16 protein-coding genes are annotated in these 17,710 nt (G+C 48.1%); 4 read left to right on the top strand and 12 right to left on the bottom strand.

Features of this window, described 5'->3' with window-relative positions:
- Positions 1-241 precede the first annotated feature (241 nt).
- On the bottom strand, positions 242-616 hold the full coding sequence (locus tag HMPREF2606_RS08695) for an Mth938-like domain-containing protein (RefSeq protein WP_070711965.1): 375 nt from the start codon (positions 614-616) through the stop codon (positions 242-244).
- A 205-nt stretch (positions 617-821) separates the two neighbouring features.
- Here HMPREF2606_RS08695 and HMPREF2606_RS08690 point away from each other — a divergent pair, with 205 nt between their 5' ends.
- The 3 genes from HMPREF2606_RS08690 (at position 822) to HMPREF2606_RS08680 (ending at position 3,198) form a co-directional block, all read left to right on the top strand.
- Positions 822-2,129, top strand: a complete 1,308-nt coding sequence (locus HMPREF2606_RS08690; protein ID WP_070711964.1) for a homoserine dehydrogenase — start codon at positions 822-824, stop codon at positions 2,127-2,129.
- Positions 2,122-2,556 carry a hypothetical protein gene (locus HMPREF2606_RS08685; RefSeq protein ID WP_004520379.1) on the top strand — a complete coding sequence of 145 codons (435 nt, stop codon included), beginning with the start codon at positions 2,122-2,124 and terminating at the stop codon, positions 2,554-2,556. Before HMPREF2606_RS08690 ends, HMPREF2606_RS08685 begins: the two co-directional genes overlap by 8 nt.
- 147 nt (positions 2,557-2,703) lie before the next feature.
- On the top strand, positions 2,704-3,198 hold the full coding sequence (locus HMPREF2606_RS08680) for a hypothetical protein (protein ID WP_063075906.1): 495 nt from the start codon (positions 2,704-2,706) through the stop codon (positions 3,196-3,198).
- A gap of 45 nt (positions 3,199-3,243) precedes the next feature.
- On the opposite strand, the gene HMPREF2606_RS08675 is transcribed toward HMPREF2606_RS08680, so the two are convergent.
- Both HMPREF2606_RS08675 and HMPREF2606_RS08670 read right to left on the bottom strand, forming a co-directional pair.
- Positions 3,244-3,960 (bottom strand): S-methyl-5'-thioinosine phosphorylase, encoded by a 717-nt coding sequence (locus tag HMPREF2606_RS08675; protein ID WP_070711963.1) that lies wholly within the window; start codon positions 3,958-3,960, stop codon positions 3,244-3,246.
- 62 nt (positions 3,961-4,022) lie between these two features.
- Positions 4,023-5,093 carry an AI-2E family transporter gene (locus HMPREF2606_RS08670; protein ID WP_070711962.1) on the bottom strand — a complete coding sequence of 357 codons (1,071 nt, stop codon included), beginning with the start codon at positions 5,091-5,093 and terminating at the stop codon, positions 4,023-4,025.
- 203 nt (positions 5,094-5,296) lie between these two features.
- Between HMPREF2606_RS08670 and purM the strand changes: the two genes are divergently transcribed.
- Positions 5,297-6,331, top strand: coding sequence for a phosphoribosylformylglycinamidine cyclo-ligase (gene purM / locus HMPREF2606_RS08665; protein ID WP_003686290.1), 1,035 nt, complete (start codon positions 5,297-5,299; stop codon positions 6,329-6,331).
- A gap of 74 nt (positions 6,332-6,405) precedes the next feature.
- On the opposite strand, the gene HMPREF2606_RS08660 is transcribed toward purM, so the two are convergent.
- The 9 genes from HMPREF2606_RS08660 to acpS form a co-directional block, all read right to left on the bottom strand.
- A complete protein-coding gene (locus tag HMPREF2606_RS08660) occupies positions 6,406-7,617 on the bottom strand; it encodes an acetate kinase (protein ID WP_049343851.1) in 1,212 nt (403 codons plus the stop codon).
- A 211-nt stretch (positions 7,618-7,828) separates the two neighbouring features.
- The gene (prpF, locus tag HMPREF2606_RS08655) at positions 7,829-8,998 is read right to left on the bottom strand and encodes a 2-methylaconitate cis-trans isomerase PrpF (protein ID WP_070711961.1); all 1,170 of its coding nucleotides are present in this window, start codon (positions 8,996-8,998) and stop codon (positions 7,829-7,831) included.
- A 118-nt stretch (positions 8,999-9,116) separates the two neighbouring features.
- Positions 9,117-11,723, bottom strand: a complete 2,607-nt coding sequence (gene acnD / locus HMPREF2606_RS08650) for a Fe/S-dependent 2-methylisocitrate dehydratase AcnD (RefSeq protein WP_070711960.1) — start codon at positions 11,721-11,723, stop codon at positions 9,117-9,119.
- An 80-nt stretch (positions 11,724-11,803) separates the two neighbouring features.
- Positions 11,804-12,592: a TSUP family transporter gene (locus HMPREF2606_RS08645; protein WP_070711959.1), complete on the bottom strand. Its 789-nt coding sequence runs from the start codon at positions 12,590-12,592 to the stop codon at positions 11,804-11,806.
- 425 nt (positions 12,593-13,017) lie between these two features.
- Positions 13,018-14,172 (bottom strand): bifunctional 2-methylcitrate synthase/citrate synthase, encoded by a 1,155-nt coding sequence (gene prpC, locus HMPREF2606_RS08640; RefSeq protein WP_070711958.1) that lies wholly within the window; start codon positions 14,170-14,172, stop codon positions 13,018-13,020.
- Positions 14,173-14,256: 84 nt separating this feature from the next.
- Complete coding sequence (gene prpB / locus HMPREF2606_RS08635; protein ID WP_039862334.1) at positions 14,257-15,132, bottom strand: methylisocitrate lyase; 876 nt, start codon at positions 15,130-15,132, stop codon at positions 14,257-14,259.
- A 765-nt stretch (positions 15,133-15,897) separates the two neighbouring features.
- Positions 15,898-16,320: a hypothetical protein gene (locus HMPREF2606_RS08630; protein ID WP_070711957.1), complete on the bottom strand. Its 423-nt coding sequence runs from the start codon at positions 16,318-16,320 to the stop codon at positions 15,898-15,900.
- Position 16,321: 1 nt separating this feature from the next.
- Positions 16,322-17,125 carry an NUDIX domain-containing protein gene (locus HMPREF2606_RS08625; RefSeq protein WP_283122359.1) on the bottom strand — a complete coding sequence of 268 codons (804 nt, stop codon included), beginning with the start codon at positions 17,123-17,125 and terminating at the stop codon, positions 16,322-16,324.
- A 153-nt stretch (positions 17,126-17,278) separates the two neighbouring features.
- Positions 17,279-17,656: a holo-ACP synthase gene (gene acpS / locus HMPREF2606_RS08620; protein WP_070711955.1), complete on the bottom strand. Its 378-nt coding sequence runs from the start codon at positions 17,654-17,656 to the stop codon at positions 17,279-17,281.
- Positions 17,657-17,710: the final 54 nt, after the last annotated feature.

The following is a 17,710-nucleotide window of genomic DNA, read 5'->3' as shown; positions in this document are numbered from 1 at the left end:
AGGGGATTTTGGGGAATTTTGCAAAGGTCTCATAAGGGATTTGTTGAGAAAAAGGCTGAGGAATATAAACAAAAAGGCCGTCTGAAATTTTCAGACGGCCTTTTTTGTTTTTGAATATTGTAAGTGATTGTACTACTGAGAAAAACAGGAATTAGCAAATTAAAATACTAGCATTATAAATTTAACATAATATAAATTATGCGAACTTAGACTAGCATGATGCAATAGTCTTTTCTACAAATTATGGCCATAACCAAGCCCATGTGCTTCGGCCTTCTCCTTGCAGTAAAACTAAAGTTCGGCAAGCTGAAGCTGTGTTCATGCATTCGAAGCCGATGCCGTAGGCTGATAAAACTGCAGCAATTTTGGGATGCAGAAATTTTTGTTTTGCTCCTGTACCTATGATAATGACTTCTGGACGGTTTTCTGCTGTTTTAATTGCTGATATAAAAATTTGTTCATTTAATTCTTCGATGGTTGTTTGAGGAATGATGCTCACTTTGCCATTTTGCCAGCAAATGGGTTCTGAGTATGTTTGTTCACCGATTTGCAATATGCCTTGTGAGGATGAAAAAAATGATGTGGCTTCATCGATATGGTTTTCTGTGATTTTCATGGCAATTCCTGTTTTTATGGTAGAACGATTTTCAGACGGCCTTGGGAAACTTGCAAAAAAAGGTGCAAAATCAAGCAATATCAGGTAGGATTCAACGTTTGACCTTGTGCATTGATGCTTTGCTCTGAATTTACGATTGCAAGCGATTATAACAAGCCTTGGTTTTTCGTGATTATTTTAAAGTATCGGCTCAAAAGGAGACACAATGAAGCCAGTAAATATCGGTCTTTTAGGTTTGGGTACAGTCGGTGGCGGTACGGCCACTGTATTGCAGGACAACGCTGCGGAAATCAGCCGCCGCTTGGGACGTGAAGTCCGTATTTCTGCTGTTTGTGATTTGAGCGAAGAAAAAGCCAAACAAATTTGCCCGAATGCTGCTTTTATCAAAGATCCGTTTGAGCTGGTTCAACATCAAGATGTTGATGTTGTTGTTGAATTGTTTGGCGGCACCGGTATTGCCAAAGATGCGGTATTGAAAGCGATTGAAAACGGTAAACACATTGTTACTGCCAATAAAAAACTGTTGGCTGAATACGGCAATGAAATTTTCCCTTTGGCGGAAGAAAAAAATGTCATGGTGCAGTTTGAAGCTGCTGTTGCCGGCGGTATCCCTATTATCAAGGCTTTGCGTGAAGGTTTGGCTGCGAACCAAATCCGCAGTATTGCCGGTATTATTAATGGTACCAGCAACTTCATTCTTACTGAAATGCGTGAAAAAGGCAGCGCGTTTGCAGACGTATTGAAAGAAGCTCAGGCTTTGGGCTATGCAGAAGCTGACCCTACTTTTGATATCGAAGGTCATGATGCCGGCCATAAAATTACGATTATGAGCGCATTGGCATTTGGTACGCCGATGAACTTTTCTGCCTGCTATTTGGAAGGTATCAGCAAACTCGACAGCCGCGATATCAAATACGCTGAAGAACTTGGCTATCGTATCAAGTTGTTGGGTATTACCCGTAAAACCGACAAAGGCATCGAGTTGCGCGTACACCCTACTCTGATTCCTGAAAGCCGTTTGCTGGCTAACGTTAACGGCGTGATGAATGCTGTCCGTGTCAATGCCGATATGGTTGGTGAAACCTTGTATTACGGTGCAGGAGCCGGTGCATTGCCAACTGCTTCTGCCGTGGTTGCCGACATCATTGATATTGCCCGCCTAATTGAAGCGGAAACTGACCATCGTGTTCCTCACTTGGCATTCCAACCTTCACAAGTTCAAGCGCAAAATATTCTGCCTATGGATGAAATCACCAGCAGCTACTATCTGCGCGTTCAAGCAACTGACGAACCGGGCACTTTGGGTCAAATTGCCGCACTCTTGGCCAAAGAAAATGTTTCTATCGAGGCTCTGATTCAAAAAGGCGTGATTAATCAAAGCACTGCCGAAATCGTGATTCTGACTCACACCACAGTGGAACACAACGTCAAACGCGCTATCGCAGTGATTGAAGCTCTGAGCTGCGTGGAGGCTCCGATCACCATGATCCGCATGGAAAGCCTGCATGACTGAGCAACAAACGGAAAGGCCGTCTGAAGAGCAACTGGCAGCTAGAAAGAAAGCCAAGGCAAAAATCCGCACCATTCGCATTTGGGCATGGATTATTTTGTCTTTGCTGGCTCTGACTGCCCTGCTCTCACAATGCGCCATGAACAAGCCGCAGATGAAACAAAATGTGGTGGAGTCTTGCGTAAAAAACATTCCTTTTGCTGAAAAATGGCAAACTGATTTGAAGGCAAAAGGTTTGGATGCGCAAAACGAGAAATTGGCTCAAGACTATTGTGTCTGTATGTGGGATCAGCCCTTAAGCAAACTCTCTGACGAACAAATCCGAAACTTCGGCAAAATCAGCCCAGAGGAGCAACTCAAGCTCTTGGGTGGCGCGGAAGCTTTTGAGGCACGCGATAAGCAATGCGTGGCTGATTTAAAGGCTGAGTAAACCAAAATATGGGTTTAAGCCAAAGGCTACAAGGCCGTCTGAACAACAGACGGCCTTTCTTATATTGAATAAATAGTAATAAGAATTGATTTCATTATATTTTAAGTTTAAGATAGCTTGGTTAATTGCTTTTCTATGGTTGTTGCCATGCGCTACCACTTTCCTATTGCCATTGATATTTATGATTTTTTGTATACCGGCCGGTTTGATTATCTGGAAATCGGACAATCGGCAGAGTCTATTTTGCAGATGTTTCCTGCGCCTGATTGCGTTCCTAAAGGCTTGTTGGTACAAAAAGGCTGGAATATTTGGCTTTATGGCGATATCGAACTGCATTTCTCCGACAATCGTTTGACACAGATTCGCGCTGATTTTCAGCCTGATGCTGCACTAAGCGGCGGCCGTTGGGTAAAATTGAATCCGTGGTTTTTTGCAAATGGCTGCCTTGATGTATATGCCGTCATTCAGCGCTTAGTACAACGCAATATCGATTTTATTAAAACGGAAACGCATACCAATTTGATTTTACAGCTGCAAAGCGGGGTCGAATTGATTTTTGAAAAATGTCGGGGTATGAAACTTGCCTCGTTCCGCAAACAAAAAGCCTCCCTGCCCCATTGGGCGCGTGAAACGGCTTCTTAAATAAACAATGCCGTCTGAAAACATCATTTCAGACGGCATTATCAGTTACAAACCATTCAATAACTGTCGGATTTTCGTCATCGCCATAGAAGTCTGTTCATTACAGCCCACAGTCCCTACTCCGCTATCAAAGCAATCAATGCTGCTGACGCTGCAAAAGTGAGCATAGGCCATTTTCAACTCTCTGGCCAAAACGGCTTCAGGCATACCGGTCATACCGAGTACATCTACCCCGTCACGGCGATAACGGGCGATTTCTGCGCGGGTTGGACGGCGCGGACCTTGCAGGCAGCCATAAACGGCGGAATCGTAAATCGGCACATTGTGCGCTTTCGTGATATTCAACAATTCTTGTCGCAATTCATTGCAATAAGGGTTGAAAAAATCGGTATGGACGACAGGGCATTCTTGGCCTTCAAAAAAAGTATCTTTACGGCCATAGGTATAGTCGATCAAATCGTGCGGCAACACCAGACTGCCGTTTTCAAAATCGGGATTGATACCGACGACTGAGGAAATGGCAATGATGTTTTCGACGCCTAAAGAGTGTAACGCCCAGATATTGGCGCGGTAGTTGATTTCATGCGGCGCGATGGTATGGCTGAAGCCGTGTCGTGCAAGGAAAACAATGTCCAAGCGCCCCAACCTGCCGAATAAAATAGGGCTGCTGGTTAAGCCGTATGAAGTACGTACGATTTTTCGTTCGGTAATTTCGAGTTCCGGCAGTTTGGTCAAACCGCTGCCGCCGATAATGGCTAACATATAGACTTCCTTTGTTATCAATGGCCGTCTGAAACTTGGATTTCAGACGGCCTTAATATGATTTATTTATGTTTGTAGAAATGGCTGCCGAAATAGGCAGATGCGCCTTCACGCAATAAAACCAATGTTACGGCGGCAAGCGGCAGACCAGCAAGCATACCGACAAAACCCATCAGTTGTCCGAAAGCCATCAACGAGAAAATCACCCAGAACGGAGACAAACCGATACGGTCGCCGACGATTTTAGGCGTAATGAAAAAGCTTTCCAAGAATTGTCCGACACCGAATACAGCCCAGACCATCAACAAACCCTGCCATGAGCCATATTGTAAAAGCGCGGCAACTGTTGCCAGCAAAAGGCCGGTAAATGCACCCAAATACGGAATAAATACCAAAATACCGGCAATCATACCGATGGCAAAGCCGGAATCCAAACCGACCAGCATCAAGCCCAATCCATAAACCAAGCCCATAATCATCATAACCATCAGCTGGCCACGCAGAAACTCGCCCAAAACTTCATCCATATTGCCGCTGATACGCGTGTAAGTTTCGATAAAACGGCGCGGAACCAATTTACTGATTCCGGAAGACCAGCGTTTCCAATCCAACAAGAAGTAATACAGCAACAAAGGCAACAACACCAAATTGCTGACGCCGCTGATCACGTTGCCGCTTTGACGCATCAAGGTCGGAATCCATTCTTTGAGCGTATTGCTCAACTCATCCGTATGCGATTGCAACCATGCGATGATTGATTCTTGATCGATTTGAATATAATCCCCGCTGACGCTGTTGAGCCATGGTAGCAGTTTGTTTTGAACGAAGCCCACGATTTGTGGCAGGCGTTCGGCCAGATTATTAAACTGATTTAACAGCATAGGTATAATAATCAGCATCAACGCCAGTAATATCAGCAAAGCAAACGCCATAATAATCATGGAGGCCGGCGCGCGGCGGATACGCTTCAATTGCAGCCATTCGACCAAGGGATTCAAAACATAGGCCAAAATGGCAGCCACAATAAACGGCGTCAAAACATTGCCTAAGGCATATAAAAGCCAAATAAAGGCCGCGATAACGCAAGCCATAATAATCCACGGTTTTATACTGCGCGCTTTCTTTTGATACATAAAAAGGTATTTCCCAATTGATGTTTAAGGTTTTCGAAATAAATAAGCAGTATAACAGATTCACAAAGGCCGTCTGAACGCGTGACGGCTATTAAGATAAAATAAAAATTGTTGACAATAATGCCAAAAAAATCAGCCTGAATCCTCTAATTTAAGATAAAATACGCTCCGACAATCTACCCATACCCGAATAAGGAAATCCAATGAGCACTTCTTTGAGCTATCGTGACGCAGGCGTGGATATCGACGCAGGCGATCAACTGGTCGAAAACATCAAACCTTTTGCCAAGCGTACTATGCGCCCTGAAGTGTTGGGTGATTTGGGCGGTTTCGGCGCTTTGGTCGAAATCGGCAAAAAATACAAAAATCCGGTATTGGTTTCCGGTACGGACGGCGTCGGCACCAAGCTGAAACTGGCATTCGACTGGGACAAACACGATACTGTCGGCATCGATTTGGTTGCAATGAGCGTCAACGACATTTTGGTCCAAGGTGCAGAACCTTTGTTTTTCTTGGACTATTTCGCTTGCGGCAAGCTGGATGTTGCCCGCGCGACTGATGTGATTAAAGGTATTGCCCAAGGTTGCGAAGAATCCGGTTGCGCTTTGATTGGCGGTGAAACTGCCGAAATGCCGGGCATGTATCCCGAAGGCGAATACGACTTGGCCGGTTTTGCCGTCGGTGTGGTTGAAAAAGAACGCGTTATTAACGGCCGCAGCATTCAGGCCGGAGACGTTGTTTTGGGCTTGGCTTCCAACGGCGCACACTCCAACGGCTACTCTTTGGTACGCAAAATCATCGAGCGCGACAATCCTGATTTGGACGCGGAATTCGACAACGGTAAAACTTTGCGCGAAGCCATTATCGCCCCTACCCGCCTGTATGTGAAACCTATCCTTGCCGCTTTGGAAAAATTCACCATTAAAGGCATGGCCCATATTACCGGCGGTGGCATTACCGAAAACGTACCTCGCGTTTTACCTGAAAATACCGTCGCACAAATCGATGCCAAAGCGTGGGAATTGCCTAAACTGTTCCAATGGCTGCAAAAAGCAGGTAATGTGGAAACCCAAGAAATGTACCGTACCTTCAACTGCGGTATTGGTATGGTCGTTATCATTGCTAAAGAAGATGCCGATGCGGTACAAGCATTCTTGAGCGAACAAGGCGAAACCGTTTACCGTTTGGGCGCAGTTCGTGAGCGCAACGGTGACGAACATCAAACCCAAGTGGCTTGATTGAGATGTAATTAGAAAAGTGCGGATGATGAATCCGCACTTTTTATTGTTTATGGTCTAGGAAAATCTTCGTCCTAGCCTGCTTCTTCCATAAAGCCGGCCAACTGAGCCGTATCGTGGGCAATCATCAGCTCTTCATTGGTTGGAACAACCAAGACAGCCGGCATAGAACCTGTCGGGCTGATGATACCGGAGTTACCGTAGCGTTTGTCCATATTGGCTTTGGTGTCGATGTGCAGACCTAAGAAATCCAAGTAGGAAACAGTTTTAGCGCGGATATTACGCGAGTTTTCGCCGATACCGCCAGTAAATACCAGTGCGTCAACGCCACCACAAGCCACAGCCATCGAAGCAATGTATTTGGCAAGGCGGTAAGTCATCACTTCCAGAGCCAAGCGTGCGCCTTCATGGCCTTCATCCGCAGCAATTTCCAAAGAACGGCAGTCATTGGAGAGTTCGGAAATACCGAGCAAACCTGATTTTTTGTTCAGCATTTCATCAACTTGGGCAACATCCAAACCGGCGTGTGAAGTCAGATAGCTGTATACGCCCGGGTCGATGTCACCGCAGCGTGTACCCATTACCAAACCTTCAATCGGCGTGAAGCCCATACTGGTGTCAACGGATTTGCCGTTTTTGATGGCGGTAATGGATGCGCCGTTACCTAAGTGGGCAATAATCATACGGATGTCTTCCAGAGGTTTGCCCAAAATCCGTGCGGCTTCAGGGGCAACGTAACGCATGCTGGTACCGTGGAAACCGTAGCGGCGGAAAGCGTATTTTTTACGCAATTCGCGCGGAACGGCATAAGTGTAGGCACGCTCCGGCATGGTTTGGTGGAACGAAGTATCCATCACGCCGACATTGGGCAGACCCGGGAAATGCTCTTGCGCAGCCAAAATGCCGTTGATATTAGCAGGATTGTGCAGCGGAGCGAGCGGAATGCAGGCATTGAGTTCGTCCATTACTGCTTGATCGATCAAAACAGATTCGCTGTATTTTTCGCCGCCGTGGGCGATGCGGTGGCCGATAGCTTTAATGCGGTCGTGCAGGCCGTGTTTTTCAAGTTCTTTCAGCAACATACCTACGGCACCGGCATGATCGTTACGGCCGGTCAAAGCTGTTTGGCATTTTTTGCCGTCTTTGCTGAACGTAATGACTGCTTCGGGCGTACCCAAACGTTCGCCGAGACAGCTTAAGAGAACTTTGCCGTTTTTACGGTCGATAACGGCACCTTTGAGTGAAGAGCTGCCGCAGTTCAGAACAAGAATGAGTTGGTTGGACATGGTGTTTCTCCTTTGAATTTTTGATTATTTTTGGCTTCAGGCCGTCTGAAAAGAGCAAGAACATTTGAGAGCTTTTCAGATTGCCTTTGGTTTGGTGTTTAGTCAGGCTTTATGCCCAACCCTAATCTCCATTGCAGGTATCGCTACCTGACTAAAATCTGCTTATTTGGTTTTCAGACGGCCTTGTTTAGTGCTGCGGCCGTATGAAAACTTAAAAGCAATCTTCCGGCACTCGGACTTGTCCTTCCATAATCACGCGTGCGCTACGGCTCATAACCGCTTTGGTGGCCGTCCATTGGCCGTCCTGACATTCGGCGGCGGCACCGACACGCAGTGTGCCTGACGGATGACCGAAACGGACTTCTTTACGCGCTCCACCTCCGGCTGCAAGGTTGACCAGCGTACCGGACACGGCGGCAGCGGTAGCGATGGCAACTGAAGCGGTGCCCATCATGGCGTGGTGCAATTTGCCCATGCTCAGCGCGCGTACCAATAAGTCGATGTCGGCAGCTTTGACGGTTTTGCCGCTTGAAGCGGTGTAATCGGCCGCGGGGGCGACAAAAGCGACTTTCGGAGTATGCGCGCGGGTGGCAGCTTCGGATACATCGCTGATCAAACCCATTTTCAGCGCGCCATACGCGCGGATGGTTTCAAATTTTTCCAGGGCCGCGGCATCGTTGTTGATGTCGTCTTGCAACTCTTTGCCTGTGTAGCCCAAATCTGCGGCATTCAGGAAAATGGTTGGAATACCGGCATTGATAAGCGTGGCTTTCAGACGGCCTATATTCGGCACATCAATTTCATCGACCAAATTGCCGGTTGGGAACATACTGCCTTCGCCGTCGGCCGGATCTAAAAATTCGATTTGTACTTCAGCGGCAGGGAACGTTACGCCATCAAGCTCAAAATCGCCTGTTTCCAAAACTGCGCCGTTTTGCATCGGCACATGGGCAATAATGGTTTTGCCGATGTTTTTTTGCCAGATTTTGACGGTACAGATGCCGTCTGAAGGGATTTTGGATTTATCGACCAAGCCTTGTTCGATGGCAAATGCGCCCACGGCGGCGGTCAGATTACCGCAGTTGCCGCTCCAATCGACAAAAGGTTTGTCGATGGAAACTTGTCCAAACAAATAATCGACATCGTGATCGGCGCGTTCGGATTTATCCAAAATCACGGCTTTGCTGGTGGACGAACTGGCATTGCCCAAACCGTCAATCTGTTTGCCGTAAGGGTCTGGGCTGCCGAGTACGCGCAAAAGGATTTTGTCGCGTGCCTCGCCTGCTTCCTGCGCAGCGGCCGGCAGATCGGTACGTTTGAAGAAAATGCCTTTAGATGTACCGCCGCGGTAGTAAACGGCTGGAATTTTAATTTGCGGCATTCCGAATTCTCCTTTGTATTTTTTAGTATGGTTTTTTCAGACGGCCTCTCAAACATTCGAGGCCGTCTGAAAACCTTTTTGAGCGTAGCCCGGGCATTTTGACTATGCCCGATTTACCTTACGCTGCATTTCCTTCTAAAAAGTCTTGTGCGAAACGTTGCAATACGCCACCGGCTTCATATACCAACACTTCTTCTGCGGTATCGAGGCGGCAGGTAACCGGAACTTTGACGGTTTCGCCGTTTTTACGGTGGATGACGAGGGTCAGGTCGCAGCGCGGTGTGCGTTCGCCGACAACGTCGTAGGTTTCCGTGCCGTCCAGTTGCAGGGTGTGGCGGTTGGTACCCGGTTTGAACTGCAGCGGCAACACGCCCATACCGATCAAGTTGGTGCGGTGGATACGCTCGAAGCCTTCGGCAACAATCGCTTCCACACCGGCGAGGCGCACGCCTTTTGCAGCCCAGTCGCGGCTTGAGCCTTGACCGTAGTCCGCACCGGCAATGATGATGAGTGGCTGTTTGCGGTTCATATAGGTTTCGATGGCTTCCCACATGCGCATGGTTTGACCTTCTGGTTCAACGCGTGCCAGCGAACCTTGGCGTACGCTGCCGTCTTCGTTTCTCACCATTTCGTTAAACAGTTTCGGATTGGCGAAGGTTGCGCGTTGGGCGGTCAAGTGATCGCCGCGGTGGGTGGCGTAAGAGTTGAAGTCTTCTTCAGGCAAACCCATTTTCGCCAAATATTCGCCTGCGGCACTGCTGGCCAAAATCGCATTGGATGGCGAGAGGTGGTCGGTGGTAATGTTGTCGGGCAAAATCGCCAGCGGACGCATACCGCTCAATGTACGTTCCCCAGCCAATGCGCCTTCCCAGTAAGGCGGACGGCGGATGTAGGTGGACATAGGACGCCAGTCGTACAGCGGGCTTGGTGCTTTTTGCGCTGTGCCGGTGTCGAACATTGGGATATAAACGTCGCGGAATTGTTGCGGTTTCACATATTCGGCAACGATGGCATCGATTTCTTCATCGGTAGGCCAGATGTCTTTCAGGCGGATTTCTTTGCCGTCTGCAACGCCGAGTACGTCATTTTCAATATCGAAACGGATGCTGCCTGCCAGCGCGTAGGCAACGACCAACGGAGGCGAAGCGAGGAAAGCCTGTTTCGCATACGGATGGATACGGCCGTCGAAGTTGCGGTTGCCCGAAAGTACGGCGGTGGCGTACAAATCGCGGTCGATGATTTCTTTCTGGATTTTCGGATCCAGCGCGCCGCTCATGCCGTTACAGGTGGTACATGCGAAGGCAACGATACCGAAGCCGAGTTTTTCCATTTCAGGCAGCAGGCCTGCTTCTTTCAAATAGATTTCGGCTACTTTTGAACCCGGGGCAAACGAAGATTTCACCCAAGGTTTGCGTTGCAAGCCAAGACGGTTGGCATTGCGTGCCAACAGCGCGGCGGCAACAACGTTGCGCGGATTGGAAGTATTGGTACACGAAGTAATCGCGGCAATAATCACTGCACCGTCAGGCATTTGGCCGTCTGAAGGCTCTTCATAAGGTTTAGCCAAGCCTTTGCTGGCCAAATCGGCGGTTGCAAAACGGGCATGTGGGTTACTTGGGCCTGCCATGTTGCGTGTTACGCTGCTCAAATCAAATTTCAAAACACGAGGATAAACGGCGGTTTTCAAGGCATCTGCCCACAAGCCTGCGGTTTTGGCGTAGTTTTCCACCAATTTCACTTGCGCGTCGTCGCGGCCGGTCAGTTTCAAATAATCAATGGTCTGCTCATCAATAGCGAACATCGCAGCAGTCGCGCCGAACTCAGGGGTCATGTTGGAAATAGTGGCACGGTCGCCGATGGAGAGGCTTCTTGCGCCCACACCGAAGAATTCGACAAATGCTCCAACCACGCGCTCTTTACGCAAGAATTCGGTCAGCGCCAACACGATGTCGGTGGCAGTAATGCCCGGCTGGCGTTTGCCGGTCAGCTCAACACCGACAATATCAGGCAGACGCATCATGGACGCACGGCCCAACATTACGGTTTCGGCTTCCAAACCGCCCACACCCACGGAAATCACGCCCAATGAATCGACGTGCGGTGTATGTGAGTCTGTACCCACACAAGTATCAGGGAATGCCACGCCGTTTTTGACTTGGACAACCGGCGACATTTTTTCCAAGTTGATTTGGTGCATAATGCCGTTGCCCGCTGGAATCACGTCCACATTTTCAAATGCGGTTTTTGTCCAGTTGATGAAGTGGAAACGGTCTTCGTTGCGTCGATCTTCGATTTCGCGGTTTTTGCGAAAGGCGTCAGGATCGTAGCCGCCGCATTCAACGGCTAAAGAGTGGTCAACGATAAGCTGGGTTTGCACCACCGGATTCACTTTGGAAGGATCGCCGCCTTTTTCTGCAATCGCATCGCGCAGGCCTGCCAAATCCACCAACGCTGTCTGACCCAGAATATCGTGACACACCACGCGTGCCGGATACCAAGGAAAGTCGATTTCCTGTTTTCCCTCAATCAGCTGGCCCAGCCAGCTTTGCAGCGTAGGCAGGTCGACTTTGTCTGCGCGGTTGACCAAGTTCTCAGCCAAGATACGGCTTGTATAAGGCAGCTTGTCGTAAGAGCCTGGTTTGATATCTTCACACGCCTGACGCGCGTCGTAATATTCCAAATCTGTACCGGGCAGCGGTTTGCGGTAACGTTGGTTGGTAGCCATGTTCAGTTCTCCTGTGGATCTATTTTTCTTGTGGTTTGGGATTTCAGACGACGTTTGTTGAAGGGGTCGTCTGAAAGGGTTTAAAACATCGAAACAATCATCTGATACAGCGGATTTCTCTCGTCTATCAACAATTTCACAGCCATCGAAATGCTGATGACAATCAGCAGCGGCTTAATCAGCTTCGAGCCAAAACGGACGGCAAATCTCGCACCTAAATTCGCACCGACAAACGCACCGACCGCCATCGTTGCCGCAATCGGGAAAATAATCGAACCGTGTAGCAGGAATACCGATAGCGAACCAAGATTGCAGGCAACGTTCGCCAATTTGGTGTAAGACATCGCGTTCAACAGCTTACAGCCGAGCAAAACAATAAAGGCAATCAGAAAAAACGAGCCGACACCTGGTCCGAACACACCGTCGTAAAAACCCAAAAGCGGTGCAACCGTCAGCCCGAATAGAAAAAAAGACATTCTGGCTTTGCCTTCCTTACTGCCGTCGAGCTTGGGCGAAAACACAAAATACAGCGCGACAAATATCAACAAAACCGGTACGACCGCCAGCAGAATATCTTTGGAAACCAAGCTGACCGATAATGCACCGACCACGCCGCCTACAAACGATGCTGCCGCAATCGGGAGACCTTTCTTCCAATCAATCAAACCTTTGCGTGCAAAAGAAACCGTAGCCGAAAACGTAGCAGCGGCTGCTTGCAGCTTGTTGGTGGCAATTGCCGACACGGGAGGAATACCTGCCAACAAGAGTGCAGGCAGCGTAATCAAACCACCCCCACCCGCAATCGCATCGATAAATCCGGCAATCATCGCAACCAAACCCAAAGCGAGTATTATGTATAAATCTTCCATGTTTCTTATCCTGTTACTTGCGCCAATACAGGAACATCTTCTTCAATTAGGTTAAATTTTTAAACTTATTTCAGACAACCTTTCCAATAAGGCAAGGCCGTCTGAAACTATAAATTCTGTTTTATTGCTTGTTGTCTAAAATCTATTCGCGGTATGAAAAAAAATTGCTGCTCCGCTACCATCATTCCCGTATAGACGGAAATCCAAACTCAAATTTTTCGGCACTTTTTACAGCAGAACATTTCAACTTTTGAATTTCTGCCTGTATGGGAATGACGACAGCAGAGCAGCATGTTTTCCAAACGGCCGGCTCTCTCTCGCATACTGCACTAGGCCGTCGAAAAACGAAAACATCATTTATTCATTGTTTTCAAACGGCATTTCGAGATAGGGCGGGCTGGCGACCCACCCTGCTGTTACGCGTATTAGCGGTTTTCAATCTCCACGAATGCCAAATCTTCAGGGCCTGTGTAGTTTGCGCTTGGACGGATGATTTTGCCGTCTTTGCGTTGCTCGAGAACGTGTGCGCTCCAACCGGTTGTACGGGAAATTACGAACAGCGGTGTGAACATAGCGGTCGGTACGCCCAATTTTTGGTAGGAAACGGCGGAGAACCAGTCCAGATTCGGGAACATTTTTTTCTCTTCCCACATCACGCTCTCCAAACGTTCGGCAATGTCAAAGAGGCGCATATCGCCGGTTTCTTTGCTCAAACCGCGTGCCACTTCTTTAATGACAACGTTGCGAGGGTCGGAAATGGTGTACACCGGATGACCGAAACCGATCACGATTTCTTTGCGGCCGATGCGTTCGCGGATGTCTGCTTCGGCTTCGTCGGCATTGCGGTAGCGTTTTTGAATATCGTAAGCCACTTCGTTTGCGCCGCCGTGTTTCGGACCTTTCAACGCGCCGATTGCACCGGTAATGCTGGAGTACATATCAGAGCCTGTACCGGCAATCACGCGGGCGGTAAAGGTAGAAGCGTTGAACTCGTGTTCAGCATACAGAATCAGTGAAACGTGCATGGCTTTGATGTGTGATTCGCTTGGGCGTTTGCCGTGCAACAGGTGCAGGAAATGACCGCCGATGGTCTCTTCGTCGCTTTCAACTTCAATGCGTTTGCCGTTGTGCGAATATTGATACCAGTACAAGAGGATGCTGCCGAGGCTGGCGATCAGTTTGTCGGCGATATCGCGCGCTTCACTTTCCGGATGGCTTTCACGTTCAGGATGAACGCAGCCCAGCATGGATACGCCGGTACGCATCACGTCCATCGGATGGGTATGTGCAGGCAGGCTTTCCAAAACTTTGATCACACGGATAGGCAGGCCGCGCATGGATTTGAGCTTGGCTTTATAAGCGGCCAGCTCGAATTTGTTGGGCAGATGACCGTGAATCAGCAGGTGGGCGACTTCTTCAAACTCGCATTTTTGTGCCAAATCCAAGATGTCGTAACCGCGATAGCTCAAATCGTTGCCGGTACGGCCAACGGTACACAATTCGGTATTACCGGCCGCAACGCCAGAAAGCGCAACGGATTTTTTAGGTTTGAAGGTCGGGGTTTGAGTAGTTTCAGTCATGGTATTTCTCCTTTGTATTTTTATGGGTTTTATTTTTCAGACGGCCGATGCGGATTTGTTGAAAGGCCGTCTGAAAGCGGTTACTTATTTTTGAAACAATTTATCCAGTTTTTGCTCGAAGGCATGATAGTTCAGATGCTCGTACAGCTCGGCACGGGTTTGCATACTGTCAACCACTGCGGCCTGAGTGCCATCGCGCATAATCGCTTCATAAACATTCAGAGCGGCTTTGCTTGCTGCGCGGAATGATGACAGTGGATACAGCACCAGTGACACGCCGTTTTCAGCCAGCTCGCTTTGGGTATAAAGCGGAGTGGAACCAAACTCGGTAATGTTGGCCAATACAGGTACTTTCACTGCATCTGCAAATTGGCGGTACATTTTCAAATCGGTCATGGCTTCAGGGAAAATCATGTCTGCACCGGCTTCGACACAAGCCTGAGCGCGTTCGATAGCGGCATCCAAACCTTCTACCGCCAGCGCATCGGTACGCGCCATAATCACAAAGTTTTCATCAACACGGGCGTCTACGGCAGCTTTGATACGGTCAACCATTTCATCTTTAGAAACGATGGCTTTGTTCGGACGGTGGCCGCAGCGTTTCTGCGCTACCTGATCTTCGATGTGAACCGCTGCAACACCAGCGCGTTCAAAATTGCGAATGGTACGGGCAATATTGAATGCACCGCCCCAACCCACATCAATATCCACCAGCAAAGGCGTATCTACGTTGTCCGTAATGCGTCGTGCGTCGATCAGCACATCTTCCATTGTGGTAATACCCAAATCAGGGATACCGCAAGAGCAGGCTGCCACACCGCCGCCAGACAGATAGATTGCTTTGAAACCGCTTTGGGTGGCCAATCGTGCAAAGTAAGCATTGACACAACCGACTACGGCAAGAGGGTTTGATTCTTTCACGGCTTGGCGGAAACGTGCTCCGGCAGAGTGTTGACTCATCATATTTCTCCTTTATAGACTTTTTTTCAGTATTAATCGGACGGCTCAGTTTTTTCACAACTTGAAACGAACCGTTTAAAAAGAAACAATCGTTCTAAAAACTGTTTTCAGACGGCCTGTAAAATTTCAATCATCAACCATCTGAAAATTTAAAATCAATAAATACAAATAGTTATCAAAAACAATAAATACAATAAGGCTGAAGCGAAGGTATACGTTTTTTAATTTTTATTAATCAGTATATGAATGCTGTTGGGGATACAGATATTTTAAAACCCGAAGCGTTTGTAGGAATACGGAAACTGGATTCGGGTTGAGAGCCTTCAGACCGTCGGGACTGCCAATAAGCTGGCGGCGACGGGAGCGGCAGAGATGGGAGAAAATCTATAACAAGAGAGAGTGGTTTGATACAGATTCATGATGATGTTCCTTTGTAGTGCGATGTAGTTTTTATTTATGGAAACAAATTTAAAAAATAAAACCGGTCTTGTCAAACACTTTTTTCAAAAAAATTATAAAAAATTCAGTTATTAATAAACGATTTTTTTGCAACAAATGTAAAAAACGGACAGGTTGCACCACATCAAATCCTTGTGTGGCCTAGCTTCTGTCCGTTTTGTACTTTTGGCTGATAGTCAGAATAATTGTAAACAATCTGTCTAAAAATAATTTATAATTGATTCATTTATAAAGAACTTTTAAATATACCTTCTGAAAAAATTAAAATTTTTGCCTTTAAACTTTCAGACGGCCTTTGCATGATGACTACTCTGCACTAAATGCCGTCTGAAAAGTCTGTTTGCCAATGGTAATGTCGGTAGTGTAATCATGGCGGCCTTCGACGCAAAATGGCAAGCGGATTTGCGCAGCCTGCCAACTTTGCGGCGATTGTTGCGTCAGGTTGTAGCGGTTGAAGCCCATGTCCATGTTTTTCATACTGAAACTGATACTGACCGCGCCCGTATTCTTCGGGACATTCTCCACCACAATATCAAATGGCTCGTGCGTATTGATGGATGTTGCACGCACTTTTGAACCGTCAGGCAGGACGCAGCCTTGTGTCAAATTACATTCGACTACTTTCGTTTTTGATTGCTGTTGCTGCCACCAATCCAAGAGCAGCAGTTTGGCCGCCGCAAACACAATCAGTAAGACAGCGGCAATCAGTAGTTTTTGATTTTTACTCATTTCAGACGGCCTCAATGTCATTATCGGTCAAAACAGCATGCACACCCATGCTCTGCCACTGTTCGCGATAAATGGAAACCATACTTTCCGGAGCAGCTGCAATCAGCGGCATAGGCACGCCTTGCGCCAAAATATCGACAACTTGCTTGGCTGCCGCTTCATTCGCTACTTTCCAAACGACAGCATCGGCATTTTGCACCTGCTGCCATTGTGCGGCGTTTTCAATGATTGGCCACACGCTGGGTGCTTCTATCGGTTTGCCTTGTTGCCAATCGGCAAAATCCAACAATGCAGCAGATGCGGTTTGATGCTGAGCCGACAGATACGGCACAACATGATATTCGCCCATGCTGTTTTGACCGATAAATCCGCTTTTCAGACGGCCTTGAAGCTGGCGCGGAATGGATAGGGAACGTAATAATGCGCTATTGGCAGGCAACATCGGCGCAACGGTAAAATCCCCTGCCTTCTGCCATGCCCATTTCTGCCCTTCCCTCGATTGGATTTCGCCCGTCCATTGGTCGGCTTCCACCCATAAAAAATGCAGACGTACATGTGCGTGTTCGTAGGAATGGACTTTCGTCAGCCACGGCGTAGCGGCGAGGATACGGATGCCGAGTTCTTCTTCAAACTCGCGTTGCAAGGCTTGAAAATCACTTTCACCGGCTTCCACCTTGCCGCCGGCAAATTCCCAATAGCCGGCATACGGTTTGCCCTCGGGGCGGGAACTGAGCAGGTAGCGGCCGTTTTTGTCGAGCAAAATCCCGGCAACCACTTGCACCAATGGACGTGTGTCTTCAGTCATCATGAGATTATTCTTATATGAGGCAGGCGGCGACACCTGCCGATTTATGCGTAAAAAAACGATGTCGGGCCCATACGCCCGACTTTCAACAAATATCTAACCCTTCAGGCCGTCTGAAAAGGATTTTATCTTTCAGAATACTTAAATCCGGCCTTATTTTTCCGCAATGACAAAAGCCATGACGGTATCTTCTTCATCGCTCATGCTCAGATGACAACCGCTGATACCCTGCTCTTCTAGCCATTTGGTTAAAGCCGGTGCAAAAAATAACTCAGGTTTGCCCAATGCGTCATGTCCGACACCAATGTTGCGGAAAGACACCACGCCGCGTATGCCTGTACCGACGGCTTTGGCAAAAGCCTCTTTGGCGGCAAAGCGTTTAGCAAGATAGTTAACCGGTTTGCCTGCTTGCGGAAATTCCAACAGCTCTTCCGGGCTGAGAATGCGTTGCGCAAATGCCAGTCCGAATTTTTTGTTCAGGCGGATAATGCGTTTGAGGGAAACAATGTCTGTACCGATTCCATAAATCATGGGTCTGCTCCTTGTTTAAATAGTCAGGCCGTCTGAAAGTGTGAATACAGGCCA

This window comes from Neisseria sp. HMSC070H10, from assembly GCF_001837635.1.
GTDB classification, from domain to species: domain Bacteria; phylum Pseudomonadota; class Gammaproteobacteria; order Burkholderiales; family Neisseriaceae; genus Neisseria; species Neisseria subflava_A.
The sequence above is the reverse complement of the archived record's forward strand: the minus strand, read 5'-3'. Positions and strand labels throughout refer to the sequence as shown.